Origin of the sequence: Pseudoalteromonas sp. 19-MNA-CIBAN-0066, assembly GCF_040308705.1 — a bacterium.
Taxonomy (GTDB): domain Bacteria; phylum Pseudomonadota; class Gammaproteobacteria; order Enterobacterales; family Alteromonadaceae; genus Pseudoalteromonas; species Pseudoalteromonas nigrifaciens.
In genome coordinates, this window is sequence record NZ_JBEONZ010000025.1 from 39,965 (window position 1) to 56,273 (window position 16,309).

Consider the following 16,309-nt stretch of genomic DNA (forward strand, 5'->3'; position numbering starts at 1 on the left):
AAAACAAAAGCGCGACATATTGTCGCACTTTATCAATTTAGAATGTTATTAAGCGTGTTTGAGCACTTAAGAGGCGGCTTTAAACGTAAAAATTATGTAATTGATTAACTAAACATTCAATTTAGATACCGTTTGAGAAACAATATCTGCCCCAAAGCCAATCTCTTTAATAACCTCGGACACACTCATAATAAGCTCTCTTCCTTGTTCTGATGAATCTGAAACTGATGTTATTTGTTTTGATATATTGTTAGTTAACTCTTGATTGTTTTTAACAACCGTTGCTATTTCATTAGTTGATCTACTAGTGCTTGCTGCAAGTTGCCTTACTTCATCAGCCACTACAGCAAAACCTCGCCCGTATTCACCTGCACGCGCCGCTTCTATTGCCGCATTAAGTGCTAGTAAATTGGTTTGATCAGCAATGCTATTAATTGTAGAAACAATGGCACCTATTACAGCTGACTGCTCATTAAGATTTTTTATTAAATCTACCGATTTAAGTACTTGGCTTACGATTTCGTCGGAATTCACAACAGATTTTTGTAATATCTCAGAGCCTTTTTTAGCTGTTTGCACTGTAGCAACTGCCGACTCATAGGCTATCGCAGCAGCTTGCGTTACCGCACTATTATTTTTAACTCGAGCTGTAATGTTTGACGCAAATTTAACTATTTTAGTTACTCTGCCTTTGTTATCTAAAATTGGATTGTAGGTTGCTTCTAGCCAAATTTCTGAACCATCAGCACTAATACGCTTAAACTTTCCTGACTTAAACTGCCCTTGTGCTAACTCACCCCAAAAGTGAGGGTTTTCCTCATAAAATGCTTCAGTACAAAACATCTTATGATGTTTACCTATTATGCGGTTTAAGCTATAGCCTATTGTTGCTAAAAAGTTTTGATTTGCATTTAAAATATTACCTTCGGGAGTAAATTCGATGGTAGCTAACGCTTTATCTAGTGCACTGGCAATAGCTTCTTGCGACTCTCTTTGTATATAGCTAGTGGTAATATCTGAGGCTATTTTAATAACCTTGGTTACAACACCGTTATTCTTTACTGGAAAATAGGTTGCCTCAAGCCAAAGCTTATCACCATTAGCTTTGTACCTTAAAAAAGCGCCTGCTTTAGAATTACCCGCCTTTAATTCTTGCCAAAATCGGCTATATTCAGTTGAGCTTGCATAATCGCTCTCGCAAAACATACTATGATGCTTACCAATTATTTGCTCTTTTCTGTACCCAATCGTTGTTAAAAACAACTGATTCACGTCTAATATTATTCCTTCAGGTGTAAATTCTATATAAGCAACATGCTCATTAATTGCCGATAAAACAGACTGTTTTTGAATTAATTGAAGCTCCATTTCTTCAATTTTTGCGTTCATTTTAGAAATGCCAAACATGTAAAATCTCAAAGAATAAATCAGCATTAATATTAACAATATTAATGAGATAGAAACACAATTTATGAGCGTTTTTTTATTTTACACACACTAATCAATGCTTTTTTCTAGTTAAAATATTAAAAACCAACCAAAAACAACTAGGCCGCACTTGTCTGTCGAGATTGAATTTTAAACAGCTCATTTGTATCTCAGGTAAGGTAGGGGTTATGTATATCACTCCTATAAATAAGCGACAACTATGTATAACCAAAAGCGCAGCAGCTTTGCATATGTAGCCAGTAAAATAATGCAGGAGCAGTTATAACTCACAAAATTACAAACCTTACACTGCGATAAAATGGTTTCTTGATAAAAATTTAATCCTAAAAGACTAATACGCTCTTGTTTATGCATGACTCTGTACTTTTTTTAACTTAGAATGGCGCCCTCACAAATTACCCTCTCACATCAAAATTTAAGCATACACATTATATTTTCTATTCAGAATTTATTATGCATTTACATTTTTAAAATTAAACCTTAAGGGCTCATATATGACCGCAGATGTAGCGCCGCCATCTAATCAACTTAACCGAACAGCTATATTAATCGTGCTTGCGCTCGGTACTTTTATTTTAGGGTTATCTGAATTTTCGATGATGCCTATGCTGCCACTGATCAGTGAAACTTTTGGCTCAACGCCTTCGCAAAGTGGCTACGCTATAAGCGCTTATGCTTTAGGTGTTGTTGTTGGTGCGCCCATTTTAATGTTAACTACTGCAAACATGAGAAAACGCAAAGCGTTGCTTATATTTTTAAGCTTAATGTGTATTTCTAATAGCTTAAGCGCTTTTGCAACGTCACTTGAGCAATTGGTATTGTTTCGCTTTTTAAGTGGCTTGCCCCATGGTGCTTATTTTGGTGCAGCTATTTTATTAGCCTCTGAAATTGCCCCTGCAGGTAAGCGTGCAAGCTTTATGTCGAAAGTTTTTATGGGTTTGACCATTGCCACCATTGTTGGCGTACCTGTGGTAACTTTAGTAGGGCAAAACTTAAGCTGGCGTTACTGCTTAGCCGGTGCAGGTGTTTTAGCTTTTATTGCTTTTATTTTTGTATATAAAGTTGTGCCAAATATTGAAAACACTAAACCATCTAATTTACTTAATGAGTTTGGAGTATTAAAAAACAAGCTGGTTTGGTCTATTTTGGGGATTGTAATTATTGGTTTTGGTGGGGTATTTTGTATTTATACCTATGTTGCCGATACTATTTTAGAAGTAACCGAAACAGCGCCCTACACCATTTCGATTGCTATGGTGATGTTTGGTATTGGCTCAACATTAGGCAATTATGTATTAGGTAAAGCGGCAGATAAATCTGCAATTAAAACAACTGGCTTAGTACTGGTTTGCACTATTGTATTTGCCTTTGCTTATGTAACCGCAAGCTATAACATTTGGCTGCTTTATGGGGTTATATTTTTTATTGGCTGCAGTTTAGGTTTAGCAACGCTAGTACAAACCTTACTAATGGATGTGTCTCCTAATGGGCATGCCATGATAGGCGCGTTAGTACAGTGTGCTTTTAATGTTGCTAATGCAATTGGCCCTTGGGTTGGAGGCATTGCAATTGCGCAAGGTGCCGCGCCAAATCAAACAGGCTATGTTGCCGCTGCTCTTTTTGTTGGTGGGTTTATTATGTGGTTACTTAGCTACTTACAAATGAGCAATAAATCGTTTGTAGCAAAAGAGGCTTAATAGTTAACTAAAAAGAGCCGCTAATTTGCGGCTCTTTTTATTTTTAATTACTAAGTGTAATTAAACACTTAACGATGCCATATCAATAACAAAACGATAACGAACGTCAGACTTTTCCATTCGCTCATAAGCTGTATTTATTTCATCAATATTGATCATTTCACATTCGGGTAATACATTATGCTCGCCACAAAAATCAAGCATTTGCTGCGTTTGTGCAATACCACCAATAAGTGAGCCTGCAATACGGCGACGCCCCATTAATAATGGCACTGTGCTTAGCTCATCAACCGGGCCAACCTGACCAACAATAACCAGCGTACCATCAATATCTAGCAGTGGTGTGTAAATAGATAAATCGTGCTTTACCGGTACGGTATCAATAATAACGTCGAAGGCTGACTGCGCACTTTTCATTGCATCATCGTTTGACGACACTAAATAATGCTGGGCACCTAGTTTAACCGCATCGTCTTTTTTAGACTCACTACGGCCAACTACCGTAACGCTTGCGCCCATAGCGACAGCGTTTTTAACCGCCATATGGCCAAGACCACCTAAACCAACTACAGCAACACGACTGCCTTTTTTAACGCCCCACTTATGTAATGGCGAGTAGGTAGTAATGCCTGCACACAACAGCGGTGCAACACGCGACAGCTCTAAGTTTTTAGGTACTGAGAGTACGAACTCTTCACGCACTACAACATGTTTAGCATACCCACCTTGGGTCATATCGCCGTTAACACGATCTGTTCCTGCGTATGTGCCTACCATGCCTTCACGGCAAAACTGCTCTTCGTTATTATCGCACTGATCGCAACTTTTACATGAGTCGACCATACAGCCAACAGCAACCGTATCGCCTTGCTTATATTTTGTAACGTCGCTACCTACCGACATAACCTTACCAACAATTTCGTGTCCGGGTACTAACGGGTAGCGACTACCGCCCCAATCATTACGTACCGCGTGCAAGTCTGAATGACAAACTCCACAGTATAATATTTCAATTTCTACATCGTTATTTCGTAAATCGCGGCGCTCAAAAGAAAACTCGGTGAGTTCTGAACCTTGGCTTTTTGCTGCATATCCTACTGTTTTCATAATAACTCCATAGTATGTTAAAAATATAAATACCAAATAAGTATACTTGCTTAGCTGTGAACACTAACTGATGATAAAAAACCCAAGCCGTACGCTTGGGTTCCATTTGATTGTTGGTAACTTAATTGTTAGTAACTTAACATTTAGGTTTGCCCTAATTATTTTGCCAGTACCGCGTTTAATTCATCTACAAATGTATGAATACGCTCTGCATTTTTACCTAAATCACTGCGACCAATACGCGACTTACTACGAATATCAACAAAACGCTGAGAGCCTTCATCTTTAATACGCACCACTATATCGTCTTTAAAACCAAACCAGGTGGTAGTCTCGGTTGCTTCAACAATCCCTTGGCTAGCATCGCTATTAACTAACTCCCAACCCAAATTTTTAATCGCTTGCACTGTAGCCACTACTAGCTCACTTTTTGGGTAAGCATAATTAAGGGTAGTCAGTTCTGGGTAAGCTTTAAGCTGTTGCGCAGCCGTTTCTGCCCCGGCATAAGCCACTGGGTTTGGCGCATCGGCACGCAGTGGTGCAATAGCTACAAACTTTGGTGGATTAACTACATCTGTCGAAATATCATGAATTGGCGGCACACTTTTCGCTTTATCCATCATATTAAGTGGCATAAAAATAGCAATACCCGCAAATACAACGGCCACTATAGTACTACTTACAGTGGCTGTTTTACGCATAAATATGACCTGCACTAAAAGTAATACAAGCGCAGCTCCCCCCACGTAAACACCAAACCTAAATCCAGCAAACGCAGTGCCTAATTCAACAACGCCAAATTTATATAATGGCCCGGGCAATACAACCATTAAAAAGGCGATTAAACTCACCAAACTTACTAAAACTTTCATTAATTTACTCCATTACATGAATTTTTTATTCGCAAACAGTTTTATACTGTTTGCGATGGAATTTGGGTTAATTAATAACGAATTAAACCATAAAATCTAATGTCGACTGATTAAAGTATCTTAAGTTTGGAAATATATCACCTAATTCTGATGCAGGAACACCAAACCACTTAGCTAGTGTGGCAAAATATTGCTCATTTGCAACACTTGGTATTAATCGCCCTCGGCCGGTATCTTGTGGTCCGCCTAAATGTTGAGTTAATAACTCCCCATATATATTGGCGCCTTTAACTGCGCCTCCCATAACGATTTGGTTTCCTGCCCAACCATGATCCGTGCCATCGCCATTAGATGTTAGCGTACGGCCAAAGTCCGACATAGTAAACGACGTTACTTTGTCAGCCATATTCAGCTCATTCATCGCACTATTAAACTCGTTAAGTCCTTGTGCTAGTGTGCTAAGCAATGCAGGGTGAGTATTCAATTGATTATCGTGTGTATCAAACCCTCCCATAGAAACAAAAAACACTTGGCGCTGCGTACTTAACTTTGCTTGCACACTAATCGCCTTAGCTACCGCAGCTAGTTGCTTCGACAACCCTGTATCGCTAAATGAGGTAATAAGTTCAGGGGCGGCTTCAAGCGCACTATTCATTGTTTGGGTATTTCTTATCGCTGAATTAAAACTATTAGCGTAAGCACCCGTTAATGGATGATTCGTATTACCCATTATACGGTTCATAATATTGGTTACATGCTCAGTTCTTGGCTGATAACCGCCAAAAGCGTTTACTTTACTGATACCGCTTTTATTAAGCGAAAACGCCTTAGTTTGAGCGCCTGTTTGCCAAAGATTGGTGCCATCGAGCGATATGTTTGCAGCAAACTGATCTTGCTGATTTAAGCGCTCTAGCAAACGCGCTCCCCAACCATTATTTAGCGATTCCTTTTCACGACCATACATCCACGCTGCTTGTTGATTGTTGATTGTTATGTGAAAACAAGTGTTGAGGCAGCGGTACTGCTTTATTTTTATAATCGTCAAGCGTGGTTGGTGCAAGCAAAGTACCTACTCCGCCAACAAATGCCAAGTTAGCCGAATCAAACACACTTTGCATGGGTGCAAGCGCTGGGTGCAGCCCTACACCACCAGCAAACGACGAATTAGTATTAAGCGCAATAGGCGAAGCAACCGCCAAGTTTTGCCTGCTTTTTTCATACAAATTTCGTTGCTCGCCCTCTAACGGCATTAGCATATTTAGTGAATCGTTACCGCCATATAAAAATATACATACTAGGGCTTTATAATCCCCCAATTCAATAGCATTTGTTGAACCCGTTAATGCTTGAAGTTGTAAGCTGGTTAGCGCCGCTGCCGACACCCCGCCTTTTAAACATAATGACAAAAATTGCCTTCTATTTATGCTCATTATGCCTCTCCTAATACTGCAAATTAAATTCAGGTGAAATAGCAATCATATAAAGTAAATACGATACCCGCTGACGATCTTGATTATCAATAAAATAGGCACTTAAATCGAGTAACGCCTGGCGTGTTTCGTGGCTCATTGAACCGGCAAAATACAACACATTGTACTGATCAAGTAACGACTCTATGCCATAATTTTTTAGATGGTTCATATCGTTTTTAATATAGACGTATAGTAATTTTGGACTTAAAGATGTTTTTCCTTCAGCCGCATTCCACACTAAATCTGCAAAGTGCTTATTCATTATGCCAGTTATTGTAGAGTCATTTGCTATTTGTAACTCTGGAGCAACTAAGCCATCACTACGTAAATAAACAGGTTGGTAATCGGGCCTGTAAAAGTTAAATACTGAGGGCGACTTCATTGGCCCCTGTCCATAGGTATTGTATAAACCCCACGTGTTCTAATATTAGCATCTAGATTTCGCCAAAACTGTATTGTGGTTATCAGTGGCTCTTTTAGTTTCCCTTGATAATTTAAAACACTGCCAAAATGGCGTGCCTCATCATCTAAATAAATAGCCTTTATTACCGCGGCTAAATCTCCTCGTACTCCAGCGCCATTATCATTAAAAACACGAGCAACACGGGTAACATATTGCGGTGTTGGGTTTGAGGTAATTAAACGCTGTATGAGTTGTTTACTAATAAATGGCGCTACATTATTATGATTAAATAGGTTATCGAGCGCTATTTGCAGTGTTTCTTCTGGTCCGTAGCCCTCGGGGATAATTTCGCCATTTAACAATGTTTTTTGTTTACTAGAGTGATACTCGCTAAACGCTTTCATTGGATTTACATAATCACGTTTTTTTTCTTAAAAGTTTCACTAGCTGCAAATGTCCACCCAGTAAAAACGCGCGCAAATCCTTCTATTTGAGCCTGACCGTAGGTGGCAATTGTATTACCTTGCGCATCAAGCTTTGGAGTAGCGTCTAAATTTAACTCTTCAAGGCCTATTGTAAGTAACTGCATTACTTCGCGGGCGTAGTTTTCATCTGGGCGAATATTAAGCTCATCATTTGCCTTTTCATTCCCTAAATGGCTTAAAAAAGTACCCATAATTGGCGACAGCGTTACGTCTTCTAGTCGCTCTCTATAGTTACCAAAAGCATGTTTAAGCAAAATATCGTAGTAAGTGATCATGCCCTCGGGCTGATTACCTACATTACTACTTGCATCCGATACAACCAATATTTGACTCAATGCAAAGGCAACACGTTGGCGTAGTTGATCGTTGCTATGCAACCCCCCCTTCCACCACGCATCAATCCTATTAATATACTGAAATTTGTTTCCATCAGGGCTTTTCACTAAATAACCACGATGGTAGTTAATTGGTAACGCCATTTGTTGCTCAAGCCACTGCTGTTCGCTTAACCCTTGAGCTTGGCGTATTTCACTTAATGTGGGGCCCATACTGCCTTGCTGTAATATACGTGCGGCAGCAGTTTCATCCATACTATTACGCGCAAAAAAAACTCACAGTTTTAACGTTGGTAGCCCTTCATTATCGGTTGCCGTTACGCTAAAAGCGTACTCCATTGCTGCATGGCTTTGCGCATCTGGTAAAGTAATAGTGATACTACTGGCATTTACAGGTGCATTAAGTACTTTAAGCCCCGCAGTTTGTTCCCACACAACACTACTGATAACGCCATCGGCATCGCCAACTGTTGCATTTAAGTCAATAGTTTGACCTTTAACTATATCGTTTTTGATATTGGTTATTGATAGGGAGGGGATTTTATTTGTGCTTATAACTGCTGTCTCATCTGAGCCAGAGCCACCGCAAGCACTGATAAACAAAGCAGAGCTTGCTAGTAAAAAAGTTCTATAGTACATGTAAATTTGTTCTCACCTTTAATTAAAGCACAACAGTGCTTACTGCAATTAACACATCAATTGAAACATAAAAATTACATGTTTACTCTTTATTTTTTGTAACCGAAACTTGACTAATTAGCAAAAATGCACAAACTACGGGGGTTAAACTAGCCAGAGCCTTATTATTTATGAAAACAGAAATTAGCTATCGTTTTGAATCTTCTCAAGTTGCCAACCGATTTATACATCTACTTAAAAATTGGCCCATTAATGATGTAAAAACAAAATTATTTAATGGCGGCAATTGCGTAAAGGTTAATTATGACTATGACGAGAGTGGTTTTGACTACACAGTTGCAGAGCTTGACGATTTAGCCGAAACACACGGCGGTAAAGAAATTTAAAAACAATGCTTATATATTTTGAAGTGTTTTTGGCTGGATCTACTTTTTTTAAAACTGATGGATTGTTGATTAGTAACTATAAATTAAACAAAAAAAGCACTATGGTTTAATTAAACCATAGTGCTGCTGTTTATCGTTATTTATCGAAATGAATAACAGTGCGAATACTTTCGCCTCTGCGCATTAAATCGAACGATTCGTTAATATCTTCAAGTCCCATTGTATGGGTAATAAAGTCACTTAACTTAAATTCACCCGCTAAATAACGTTCTACATAATCAGGTAATTCGCTGCGACCTTTAACCCCACCAAATGCTGAGCCTCTCCATACTCTACCCGTTACCAATTGGAACGGACGGGTTGAAATTTCTTGCCCCGCACCAGCAACACCAATAACCACAGACTCACCCCAGCCTTTATGGCAGCACTCTAGCGCAGAGCGCATTAGGTTAACATTACCAATACACTCAAACGAGTAATCAACACCGCCATCGGTCAACTCTACAATTACATCTTGAATTGGTTTGTCGTAGTCTTTAGGGTTAATAAAGTCGGTAGCGCCTAGTTTTTTTGCTAATTCAAACTTACTTTCGTTAATATCTATAGCAATAATTCGGCTCGCTTTAGCCATAGTTGCGCCAATAACTGCCGACAAGCCTATGCCACCAAGGCCAAATATAGCTACTGTTGCGCCTTCTTCAACTTTTGCAGTATTCATTACCGCGCCCATGCCGGTTGTAACACCACAGCCTAATAAACACACCTCTTCTAATGGTGCAGATTTATTAACTTTTGCTAACGAAATTTCTGGTAATACCGTGTATTCAGAGAAAGTTGAACAACCCATATAATGAAAAATTGGCTGTCCGTCTTTGTAAAAACGAGTGGTGCCATCAGGCATTAAGCCTTTACCTTGAGTTTCACGAATTTTTTGACACAAGTTAGTTTTACCCGATAAACAAAACTTACACTCGCCACACTCTGGTGTATATAAAGGAATAACGTGATCCCCAACTTTTACACTCGTTACGCCCTCGCCAACTTGCTCAACGATACCACCGCCTTCGTGGCCTAAAATAACCGGAAAAATCCCTTCAGGATCATCGCCAGATAAAGTAAAAGCATCGGTATGACAAACTCCAGAGGCAATAACTTTAACTAATACTTCGCCCTTGCGCGGCAGCATTACGTCAATTTCTTCGATAGATAAAGGCTGTTTTGGACCCCATGCTATGGCGGCTTTCGATTTTATAAACTTATCTGACATCTCGTTCTCTCTTAATTAATAAATTATTTAATATAAATGAACGTAAACACGTATTTTAGTTTAGTTCAGTTACCTTAATAATGCGCTGCTGCATATTATTTTTGGCTTAGAATTATGCTATTCATTTTAAAGCAATTAATGGCTATGCCCTTGCGATAGGTTAATCATTGCAATGCCTATGGCCACCAATGCCATTCCTAACCAAGTGGATAGATCTAAATGCTGTTTATATACAAGGGTAGATAGTAGCGTAACGGTAACAATAGCTAACCCTGCCCACATCGCATGCACAATACCTACAGGCATGCCTTTCATTGCTTGGCCTAAAAAAACAAACGCAGCCAAATGGCCCAATAACACCACTATGCTGGGCAGTAACCTAGTAAAGCCATCTGTTTGTTTTAATGCCACATGCGACATTGCTTCTGCAATAACACCTAAAAATAAAAATACCCAACTCATATTTTTTCCTATTTATTTTGCGAGCTGTTGTATTAATGTCGATAACGTTATATCGACGATTTAACTTATTCACAGCATCTTTGTGTTGATGGCTGCTATTATATTTGTTTCTGTAAAAATGATAATATGCTATTTTTGAAATTAACTTGTACATATAGGTAACAATCATGCAGTGGGAAGGTATTAGTGAATTTGTACACGTTGCTGAAAATGCCAGCTTTACGCAAGCCTCAAAAAAAATGGCAATATCTACAGCGCAAGTAAGCAGGCAAATTAGTGCGCTCGAAAACCGGCTGAATGTGAAGCTGTTTTATCGTACTACGCGCAAAGTGTCGTTAACTGAAGAAGGCCGAGTGTTTTATCAGCATTGCCGCAGTGTGCTTGATGGCTTAGATGCTGCAGAGCGGGCTATAACTAATTTACAAACAACGCCCCAAGGTAAAATAAAGCTTACGGCTTCGGTAACTTATGGAGAGCAGCAAGTACTGCCTTTGGTTTCTGACTTTATGCTGCAATATAGTGAGGTCGCGGTTTCTGCTTACTTGAGTAATCAACAAATTGACTTAGTTGAAGGCGGATACGATTTAGCTATACGTATTGGTAAGCTGGCCGACTCGTCAATGATGGCAAAAAAACTCGGAACCAGAACCAGTTATGTGTGCGCATCGCCAGAATATCTGGAAAAACACGGCATACCACATGCAATTTCTGAACTGAGTAAACATAGTTGCCTACTAGGCACGCTTGATTATTGGCACTTTATGGAATCGGGAAAAGAAAAAAACATTCGCGTTGCCGGTAAGCTAAGATACAACAGTGGCTATAGCCTAGCGGATGCAGCATTAAAAGGATTAGGAATAGTACAACTGCCCGATTACTACGTGCAAAATCACCTGCAAAGTGGTGAACTAATTACCTTATTAGATAGCTATCGGGTGCCTGATGAAGGCATTTGGGCCATATACCCTCATAATCGTCACTTATCGCCAAAAATAAGGTTGTTGGTCGACTATTTAGCAAAGCATCTTAGTTAGTATTTACGTATTTGAATAATATTAATCTCGAATTTAACTGTGAGGTTAATATTATTACTTCAACTAAGTACACGCTCACATTTTACTTTTCACTTTGTTAGTTGCAATACTGGTTGCAGGGCTATCGGGCCAAAAATGCTTGGGGTAACGCCCTTTCATTTCTTTTTGTACATCGCGATAACTGGTATTCCAAAAGTGCGCTAAATCTTGAGTAAGTTGCAACGAGCGTTTCCCCGGCGACAATAACTCCATCAGCAGTGGCAATTTCCCCTGCGCCAACAACGGCGTGCTGGTCATACCGTATACTTCTTGCATACGTACACTGAGCTTTGCAGGGCCTTCAAGCTGATATTCAATCCTAATATTAGAGCCGCTCGCTACCGTTAAACGCAGTGGCAGTAAGCTTTTTAAGGCACTTTGTTGTTGCCAGTCAAAACAATTTTGTAATGCCTCAAAGTAGTTAAACTTTTTAAGCTGCTCCAGGGTTTTAATATCTTGTAAAAATACACCTAGCCACTGCGGTGCCGTTTGAATAAGTTGTTGCTCGTTAATTTTCGGAAACTTTTCGCTCATTAGCTTACTTGCTAAGCTCATTCTAATTAATAGTTGCTCAGCGTCTTTTTGTTCATTAAACAGTGCAAAGCCATGTTTAGTAAATAAATTTAACCATGCTTTGGCGCGCTCACTTTTATCGAGTTTTTGCGCACTTGGCTGGCTAGTAAGCGTAATAGCGCCAAGTTTAACTTCGTCTTGATGGATAAAGCGTGCGGTTTTTTCATCAAACTCACAGCGAGTTTGCATGCTAAATAAATGCGGCAAATAGGCTTGCAGCTCAAATGGGCTAAGTGATGTGGCACTAAAAATACGCCCGCCTTTGTGCCCGCCCATAGTGGCAATTGCAAGGTAGTCGTCGTTATGCCAGTAATCGCGGTTTAACTCAGCGCCTGCACCATTGGCAAGTAAGTAACCATTGCCACGCTTTTTCGCGATTCGATCGGGGTAAGCAAGCGCCACCAGCAAGCTTAAGTGCTCGGTATTTAAATCGCCATTTGATTCTTTTACTTTTAAGCGACTTTGCCAATATTTTAATTGCTGCTTGAATACCGGATGTAGCCGTTGTTGTTGGCTATGCAGCGCTAAGCTTAGCTCATTAGCAGTATTAACTCGGCTTTCAAGTAATGCCACCAAATAAATAGCGAGTCGATAAATACCGGGGAGTGCTTGCTCTAATGCCTGCGCTTTTAATAGCATATGCGCCAAACGAATATCAGCGCCAAAGCCTAACATTTTACTGCCCAGCGGTGTGAGCTTACCTTTGCTGTCTATGGCTTCAAGCATGCTAAGTAAGTTACTTGCCTGTATGCCTTGCTGCTCGGTAGGCTTATCAAGCAAGGTTAGCTCCTCAATGCTTGTCCCCCACTGCTTAGCTTCTAGCATTAGTTGGCTAATGTCTGATGTGAGTATTTCAGGATTGTCGTGACTATTACGGCGCTCAAAAGTTTGCTTAGAGCCAAGCCTATAAACCACACCTGGCTCTATTCGCCCTGCACGCCCTGCACGCTGCACTGCCGATGAGCGCGATATGCTTTGTGTTGTGAGTTCAGTAACACCGGTTTTTAAATTAAAGGTCGCGGCGCGGCGTTTACCGCTATCAATCACAATCCTTATGCCTTCAATGGTTAAGCTAGTTTCGGCCACATTGGTAGTAAGTACCACCTTGCGCATCCCTTCAGGCGCAGGAGCAATAGCTGCTTGCTGGTTGGCTTTATCTTGCTCGCCAAATAGCGTTGCCACTATACAATTGTTTGGTAAGTCAGTGAGTGCTTGTTGTACCCTGAGTATTTCGTGCTGCCCTGGTAAAAACACCAACGCGCTGCCTGTTTGCTCACTCAGTGCTTGTTTTATTATAGTGGGGATTGCATCAAACCAGCGGCTTTCATCTTTTATGGGTATATATACTTCATCTATTGGATAGCTGCGCCCATTTGATTGAATTACAGGGCAAGCAAAAAACTCAGTGTAGCGCTGGGTATCAAGGGTTGCCGACATCAACATTATGGTTAAATCTTCGCGCAGCGCACTTTGAGTCTCTAACGCAAATGCCAATGAAGTATCGGCTGCAATAGAGCGCTCATGAAACTCATCAAACATCAGTAAATCAACATCGCTAAGCTCAGGATCGTTTTGCAGCATACGAGTAAGCATGCCTTCGGTAACTATTTCAAGGCGCGTATTAACACTTGCTTTGCTCTCACCTCTTATACGCAGGCCAACACTTTGGCCAACACTCTCGTTTTGACACTTTGCCAAGTAACTAGCAATATTACGCGCAGCTAAACGACGCGGCTCTAGCATTACAATACGTTTAAAGTGCCCATCACGCATAAGTTGCAGCGGCAACCAAGTAGACTTACCTGCACCCGGCGGCGCTTGCAGTAGCGTAATTGGGTTGCTTTGTAATGTTATTACGAGTTGTTGATATATGTTTTGAACCGGCAGCACAGCTATTTACCCTAAATTGCTTTACCGGCATTGTAACAAAAAACCGCAGCGTGACTGCGGTTGATGTTTAATAATTAATACTCTTTTACAAGCAACTAAGCTCAATAGGTTGCCCATTAGCTACCCACTTTCTACCTATTAACTCTCTACTAGCTACCCGATACCATTCTAATTCGCTCTGCGGGTACGCGCAATTGCTGCATTAAATACACTTTAAACGACTCTGCATAAGGCTGATCATCTACGGCTTTTTGCATGCATAATAGCCAAGCTTCACTTTCGGCAACGCCTACCGCCAAATGTTTATGCGCCTGGGGAATGTTAATGCTGCCAAAATGCTCCGCGTACAGCTTAGGTCCGCCCATCCAACCTGACAAAAAGTAAGCTAACTTTTTACGCGACTGCGACAAGTCTTTACTGTGCATATCTCTTATGTGCTTAGCCTCTTTTAACTGTTGCATATAATCATAAAATGCATCAACCAGCTGGGTAATACCTACTAACTCCCCCGCCATTTTGTAAGAGCAATCTCCTACGCCATATTCACACACTTTAGTATCCATAACTCACTCATACCGTCTGTTTTATCGCAACATAATAACTTAAAACCTATATTGGATAAGCAATTATTACAAACTGCTATGTATATTTTGTATGCATTTAAAGAAGGACCACATAATTACACCCACCTTTTAGCCTTACTCTATTTATGATTGATATTAAGCTACTGATATTAATTACAAAAAATATTTATACTTTTTTTTTGGTATACGACTTGCTACTTTATAGTTGACTGTTAATTTCACTAATCTAAAGTAAGGAGCTACTTATGAACAGCGATCGTATCAAAGGTAATTGGAAAGAACTTAAAGGTAAAGCGCAACGTAAATGGGGCGACATAACCGACGATGATTTAGATAAAATTGAAGGTAGCCGCAAAGAGTTAGTTGGCAAAATTCAACAGCAATACGGTAAGTCGAAAGAAGAAGCCGAACGCGAAGTTGATGAATTTGAAAAAGACCATTCATTTTAGCTATTAGCTACTTAAAAATAACCGCCTTTGTTGGCGGTTTTGTTTTTGGCTAAACATTAATGAGCACTTATCACATCTTCAGCTAATAGTAGCTCATCGCCTTTAAATACTTCGAGCCAACCTGGCGGGGATGTATCGCAACCAATAATAGTTACCTGTAACACATAACTATAACGACCATTTTTAAACGTATAATTATGATTGCCACCACTACCTTCAAATGTAATATCGCCATTTAGTAAAACCATATCAGGCTTGTCGCTTGGCTTTTTATCAATACCCCACACTGCATAACGAAAATTATGATCGCCTAAATCATCAACACGAATATGGTAGTTAGCTGTTTTCCAATCAAGTACTGGCTTTTCAAAAGTATTGATACTTGCATGCAAAGATTGCTTACCTTGTTTTATTAAGCTTTTAGCAAGTGCCTGCTCTTTAGCGTTTTGGGTATTTACAGCAATAATTTTACCGTCGGTATCTACCCACATAACGCCGTTATTGAGCATAATACCGCGCCAACCTACACTATCCCAATCGGTATCAATGCTTGAACTGGCAATAACTGCGGTGAGTTCATCGTCAAACACTTCATCAAAGCGGTTAATAAGCTCAGCCTCATCTTTAATGTCAGGTATGGGGTATCGTCGTTTTAATGGGTAATAAACAAGCGAGGCAATAGCTGCTTTATCGTCACCCTCAAAGGCAGCAATAACAGGTAAAATGAACTCGTGATATTTTTGCTCAAGCGCGAATGTGTTCGATGTAAAAAGTAGAGATAAACAAAATACTATGTGATTAATAAATTTCATTTATAGTCCTTTAATTTGATATTTTTCCGTTTCTAACAATTAGCAATATTATAATGAAACGAAGCATAAAAAACATAGAATGACACCCATCCTAATAATTAATCCTTTTGGTGTTTATCTAAAAAAACATTGCTGAGCTTAAAATCCCCTTAGCTTTGACAATCTCTCTGCTTATTTAAATAATATTCAAATAACGCTGTTTTTATTCATTTTTAGGCATGCGAAATACTGTGTTTTCACAGAGCATAGAAAACATAGAATGACACCCACCCTAATAATTAATCCCTTCAGTCTTTATCTAAACAAACATTGCTAGGCTTAAAAGCATCCTTAATTTTTAAAATCCCTCTGCTT

General features: G+C 39.7%; 16 protein-coding genes and 1 pseudogene. 4 read left to right on the plus strand and 13 right to left on the minus strand.

Annotated elements, in window-relative coordinates; translation table 11 throughout:
• Positions 1-108: 108 nt before the first annotated feature.
• A complete protein-coding gene (locus AAEZ18_RS13670; protein WP_208835185.1) occupies positions 109-1,407 on the minus strand; it encodes a methyl-accepting chemotaxis protein in 1,299 nt (432 codons plus the stop codon).
• 536 nt (positions 1,408-1,943) lie between these two features.
• On the opposite strand from AAEZ18_RS13670, the gene AAEZ18_RS13675 reads away from it, so the two are divergent.
• A complete protein-coding gene (locus AAEZ18_RS13675; RefSeq protein WP_208835186.1) occupies positions 1,944-3,146 on the plus strand; it encodes an MFS transporter in 1,203 nt (400 codons plus the stop codon).
• A gap of 60 nt (positions 3,147-3,206) precedes the next feature.
• On the opposite strand, the gene AAEZ18_RS13680 is transcribed toward AAEZ18_RS13675, so the two are convergent.
• The 7 genes and pseudogenes from AAEZ18_RS13680 to AAEZ18_RS19960 all read right to left on the minus strand — a co-directional run bounded on the left by AAEZ18_RS13680 (position 3,207) and on the right by AAEZ18_RS19960 (position 8,459).
• Positions 3,207-4,253 carry an NAD(P)-dependent alcohol dehydrogenase gene (locus tag AAEZ18_RS13680; protein WP_179807884.1) on the minus strand — a complete coding sequence of 349 codons (1,047 nt, stop codon included), beginning with the start codon at positions 4,251-4,253 and terminating at the stop codon, positions 3,207-3,209.
• A gap of 158 nt (positions 4,254-4,411) precedes the next feature.
• Positions 4,412-5,125 (minus strand): DUF1499 domain-containing protein, encoded by a 714-nt coding sequence (locus AAEZ18_RS13685; RefSeq protein ID WP_182678333.1) that lies wholly within the window; start codon positions 5,123-5,125, stop codon positions 4,412-4,414.
• Between the two features lie 82 nt (positions 5,126-5,207).
• A pseudogene (locus AAEZ18_RS13690) lies at positions 5,208-6,555 on the minus strand (DUF1501 domain-containing protein).
• 10 nt (positions 6,556-6,565) lie between these two features.
• On the minus strand, positions 6,566-6,979 hold the full coding sequence (locus tag AAEZ18_RS19945) for a hypothetical protein (RefSeq protein WP_407072699.1): 414 nt from the start codon (positions 6,977-6,979) through the stop codon (positions 6,566-6,568).
• Positions 6,976-7,404: a DUF1800 family protein gene (locus AAEZ18_RS19950; RefSeq protein ID WP_407072700.1), complete on the minus strand. Its 429-nt coding sequence runs from the start codon at positions 7,402-7,404 to the stop codon at positions 6,976-6,978. Before AAEZ18_RS19950 ends, AAEZ18_RS19945 begins: the two co-directional genes overlap by 4 nt.
• A gap of 5 nt (positions 7,405-7,409) precedes the next feature.
• Positions 7,410-8,075, minus strand: coding sequence for a DUF1800 family protein (locus AAEZ18_RS19955; protein WP_407072701.1), 666 nt, complete (start codon positions 8,073-8,075; stop codon positions 7,410-7,412).
• A 21-nt stretch (positions 8,076-8,096) separates the two neighbouring features.
• Positions 8,097-8,459: a PKD domain-containing protein gene (locus tag AAEZ18_RS19960; RefSeq protein WP_372811437.1), complete on the minus strand. Its 363-nt coding sequence runs from the start codon at positions 8,457-8,459 to the stop codon at positions 8,097-8,099.
• Between the two features lie 170 nt (positions 8,460-8,629).
• On the opposite strand from AAEZ18_RS19960, the gene AAEZ18_RS13700 reads away from it, so the two are divergent.
• Positions 8,630-8,845 carry a hypothetical protein gene (locus AAEZ18_RS13700; protein ID WP_011328869.1) on the plus strand — a complete coding sequence of 72 codons (216 nt, stop codon included), beginning with the start codon at positions 8,630-8,632 and terminating at the stop codon, positions 8,843-8,845.
• Between the two features lie 136 nt (positions 8,846-8,981).
• Here the strand turns inward: AAEZ18_RS13700 and AAEZ18_RS13705 are convergent, their stop codons facing one another.
• Positions 8,982-10,112 carry an S-(hydroxymethyl)glutathione dehydrogenase/class III alcohol dehydrogenase gene (locus AAEZ18_RS13705; protein WP_011328870.1) on the minus strand — a complete coding sequence of 377 codons (1,131 nt, stop codon included), beginning with the start codon at positions 10,110-10,112 and terminating at the stop codon, positions 8,982-8,984.
• A gap of 135 nt (positions 10,113-10,247) precedes the next feature.
• Positions 10,248-10,574, minus strand: a complete 327-nt coding sequence (locus tag AAEZ18_RS13710) for a DMT family transporter (RefSeq protein ID WP_011328871.1) — start codon at positions 10,572-10,574, stop codon at positions 10,248-10,250.
• 167 nt (positions 10,575-10,741) lie between these two features.
• Between AAEZ18_RS13710 and AAEZ18_RS13715 the strand changes: the two genes are divergently transcribed.
• Entirely contained in the window at positions 10,742-11,608 is an 867-nt protein-coding gene (locus tag AAEZ18_RS13715; RefSeq protein ID WP_011328872.1) for a LysR family transcriptional regulator, read from the plus strand.
• A 75-nt stretch (positions 11,609-11,683) separates the two neighbouring features.
• On the opposite strand, the gene hrpB is transcribed toward AAEZ18_RS13715, so the two are convergent.
• Positions 11,684-14,110 (minus strand): ATP-dependent helicase HrpB, encoded by a 2,427-nt coding sequence (gene hrpB / locus AAEZ18_RS13720; RefSeq protein WP_350549700.1) that lies wholly within the window; start codon positions 14,108-14,110, stop codon positions 11,684-11,686.
• Positions 14,111-14,259: 149 nt separating this feature from the next.
• Entirely contained in the window at positions 14,260-14,673 is a 414-nt protein-coding gene (locus tag AAEZ18_RS13725; protein ID WP_011328874.1) for a group II truncated hemoglobin, read from the minus strand.
• 266 nt (positions 14,674-14,939) lie between these two features.
• Here AAEZ18_RS13725 and AAEZ18_RS13730 point away from each other — a divergent pair, with 266 nt between their 5' ends.
• Positions 14,940-15,143: a CsbD family protein gene (locus AAEZ18_RS13730; protein ID WP_350549703.1), complete on the plus strand. Its 204-nt coding sequence runs from the start codon at positions 14,940-14,942 to the stop codon at positions 15,141-15,143.
• A 56-nt stretch (positions 15,144-15,199) separates the two neighbouring features.
• On the opposite strand, the gene AAEZ18_RS13735 is transcribed toward AAEZ18_RS13730, so the two are convergent.
• Positions 15,200-15,955 carry a hypothetical protein gene (locus AAEZ18_RS13735; RefSeq protein ID WP_350549706.1) on the minus strand — a complete coding sequence of 252 codons (756 nt, stop codon included), beginning with the start codon at positions 15,953-15,955 and terminating at the stop codon, positions 15,200-15,202.
• Positions 15,956-16,309: the final 354 nt, after the last annotated feature.

Bases quoted from the DNA above. Each gene is read 5' to 3' on its own strand.
- AAEZ18_RS19945 (WP_407072699.1), bottom strand. From the start codon at position 6,979: ATGAAGTCGCCCTCAGTATTTAACTTTTACAGGCCCGATTACCAACCT.
- AAEZ18_RS13730 (WP_350549703.1), top strand. From the start codon at position 14,940: ATGAACAGCGATCGTATCAAAGGTAATTGGAAAGAACTTAAAGGTAAA.
- AAEZ18_RS13705 (WP_011328870.1), bottom strand. From the start codon at position 10,112: ATGTCAGATAAGTTTATAAAATCGAAAGCCGCCATAGCATGGGGTCCA.
- AAEZ18_RS13700 (WP_011328869.1), top strand. From the start codon at position 8,630: ATGAAAACAGAAATTAGCTATCGTTTTGAATCTTCTCAAGTTGCCAAC.
- AAEZ18_RS19960 (WP_372811437.1), bottom strand. From the start codon at position 8,459: ATGTACTATAGAACTTTTTTACTAGCAAGCTCTGCTTTGTTTATCAGT.
- AAEZ18_RS13675 (WP_208835186.1), top strand. From the start codon at position 1,944: ATGACCGCAGATGTAGCGCCGCCATCTAATCAACTTAACCGAACAGCT.
- AAEZ18_RS13680 (WP_179807884.1), bottom strand. From the start codon at position 4,253: ATGAAAACAGTAGGATATGCAGCAAAAAGCCAAGGTTCAGAACTCACC.
- AAEZ18_RS13725 (WP_011328874.1), bottom strand. From the start codon at position 14,673: ATGGATACTAAAGTGTGTGAATATGGCGTAGGAGATTGCTCTTACAAA.
- AAEZ18_RS13710 (WP_011328871.1), bottom strand. From the start codon at position 10,574: ATGAGTTGGGTATTTTTATTTTTAGGTGTTATTGCAGAAGCAATGTCG.
- AAEZ18_RS13715 (WP_011328872.1), top strand. From the start codon at position 10,742: ATGCAGTGGGAAGGTATTAGTGAATTTGTACACGTTGCTGAAAATGCC.
- AAEZ18_RS13735 (WP_350549706.1), bottom strand. From the start codon at position 15,955: ATGAAATTTATTAATCACATAGTATTTTGTTTATCTCTACTTTTTACA.
- AAEZ18_RS19950 (WP_407072700.1), bottom strand. From the start codon at position 7,404: ATGAAAGCGTTTAGCGAGTATCACTCTAGTAAACAAAAAACATTGTTA.
- AAEZ18_RS19955 (WP_407072701.1), bottom strand. From the start codon at position 8,075: ATGGATGAAACTGCTGCCGCACGTATATTACAGCAAGGCAGTATGGGC.
- AAEZ18_RS13685 (WP_182678333.1), bottom strand. From the start codon at position 5,125: ATGAAAGTTTTAGTAAGTTTGGTGAGTTTAATCGCCTTTTTAATGGTT.
- AAEZ18_RS13670 (WP_208835185.1), bottom strand. From the start codon at position 1,407: ATGTTTGGCATTTCTAAAATGAACGCAAAAATTGAAGAAATGGAGCTT.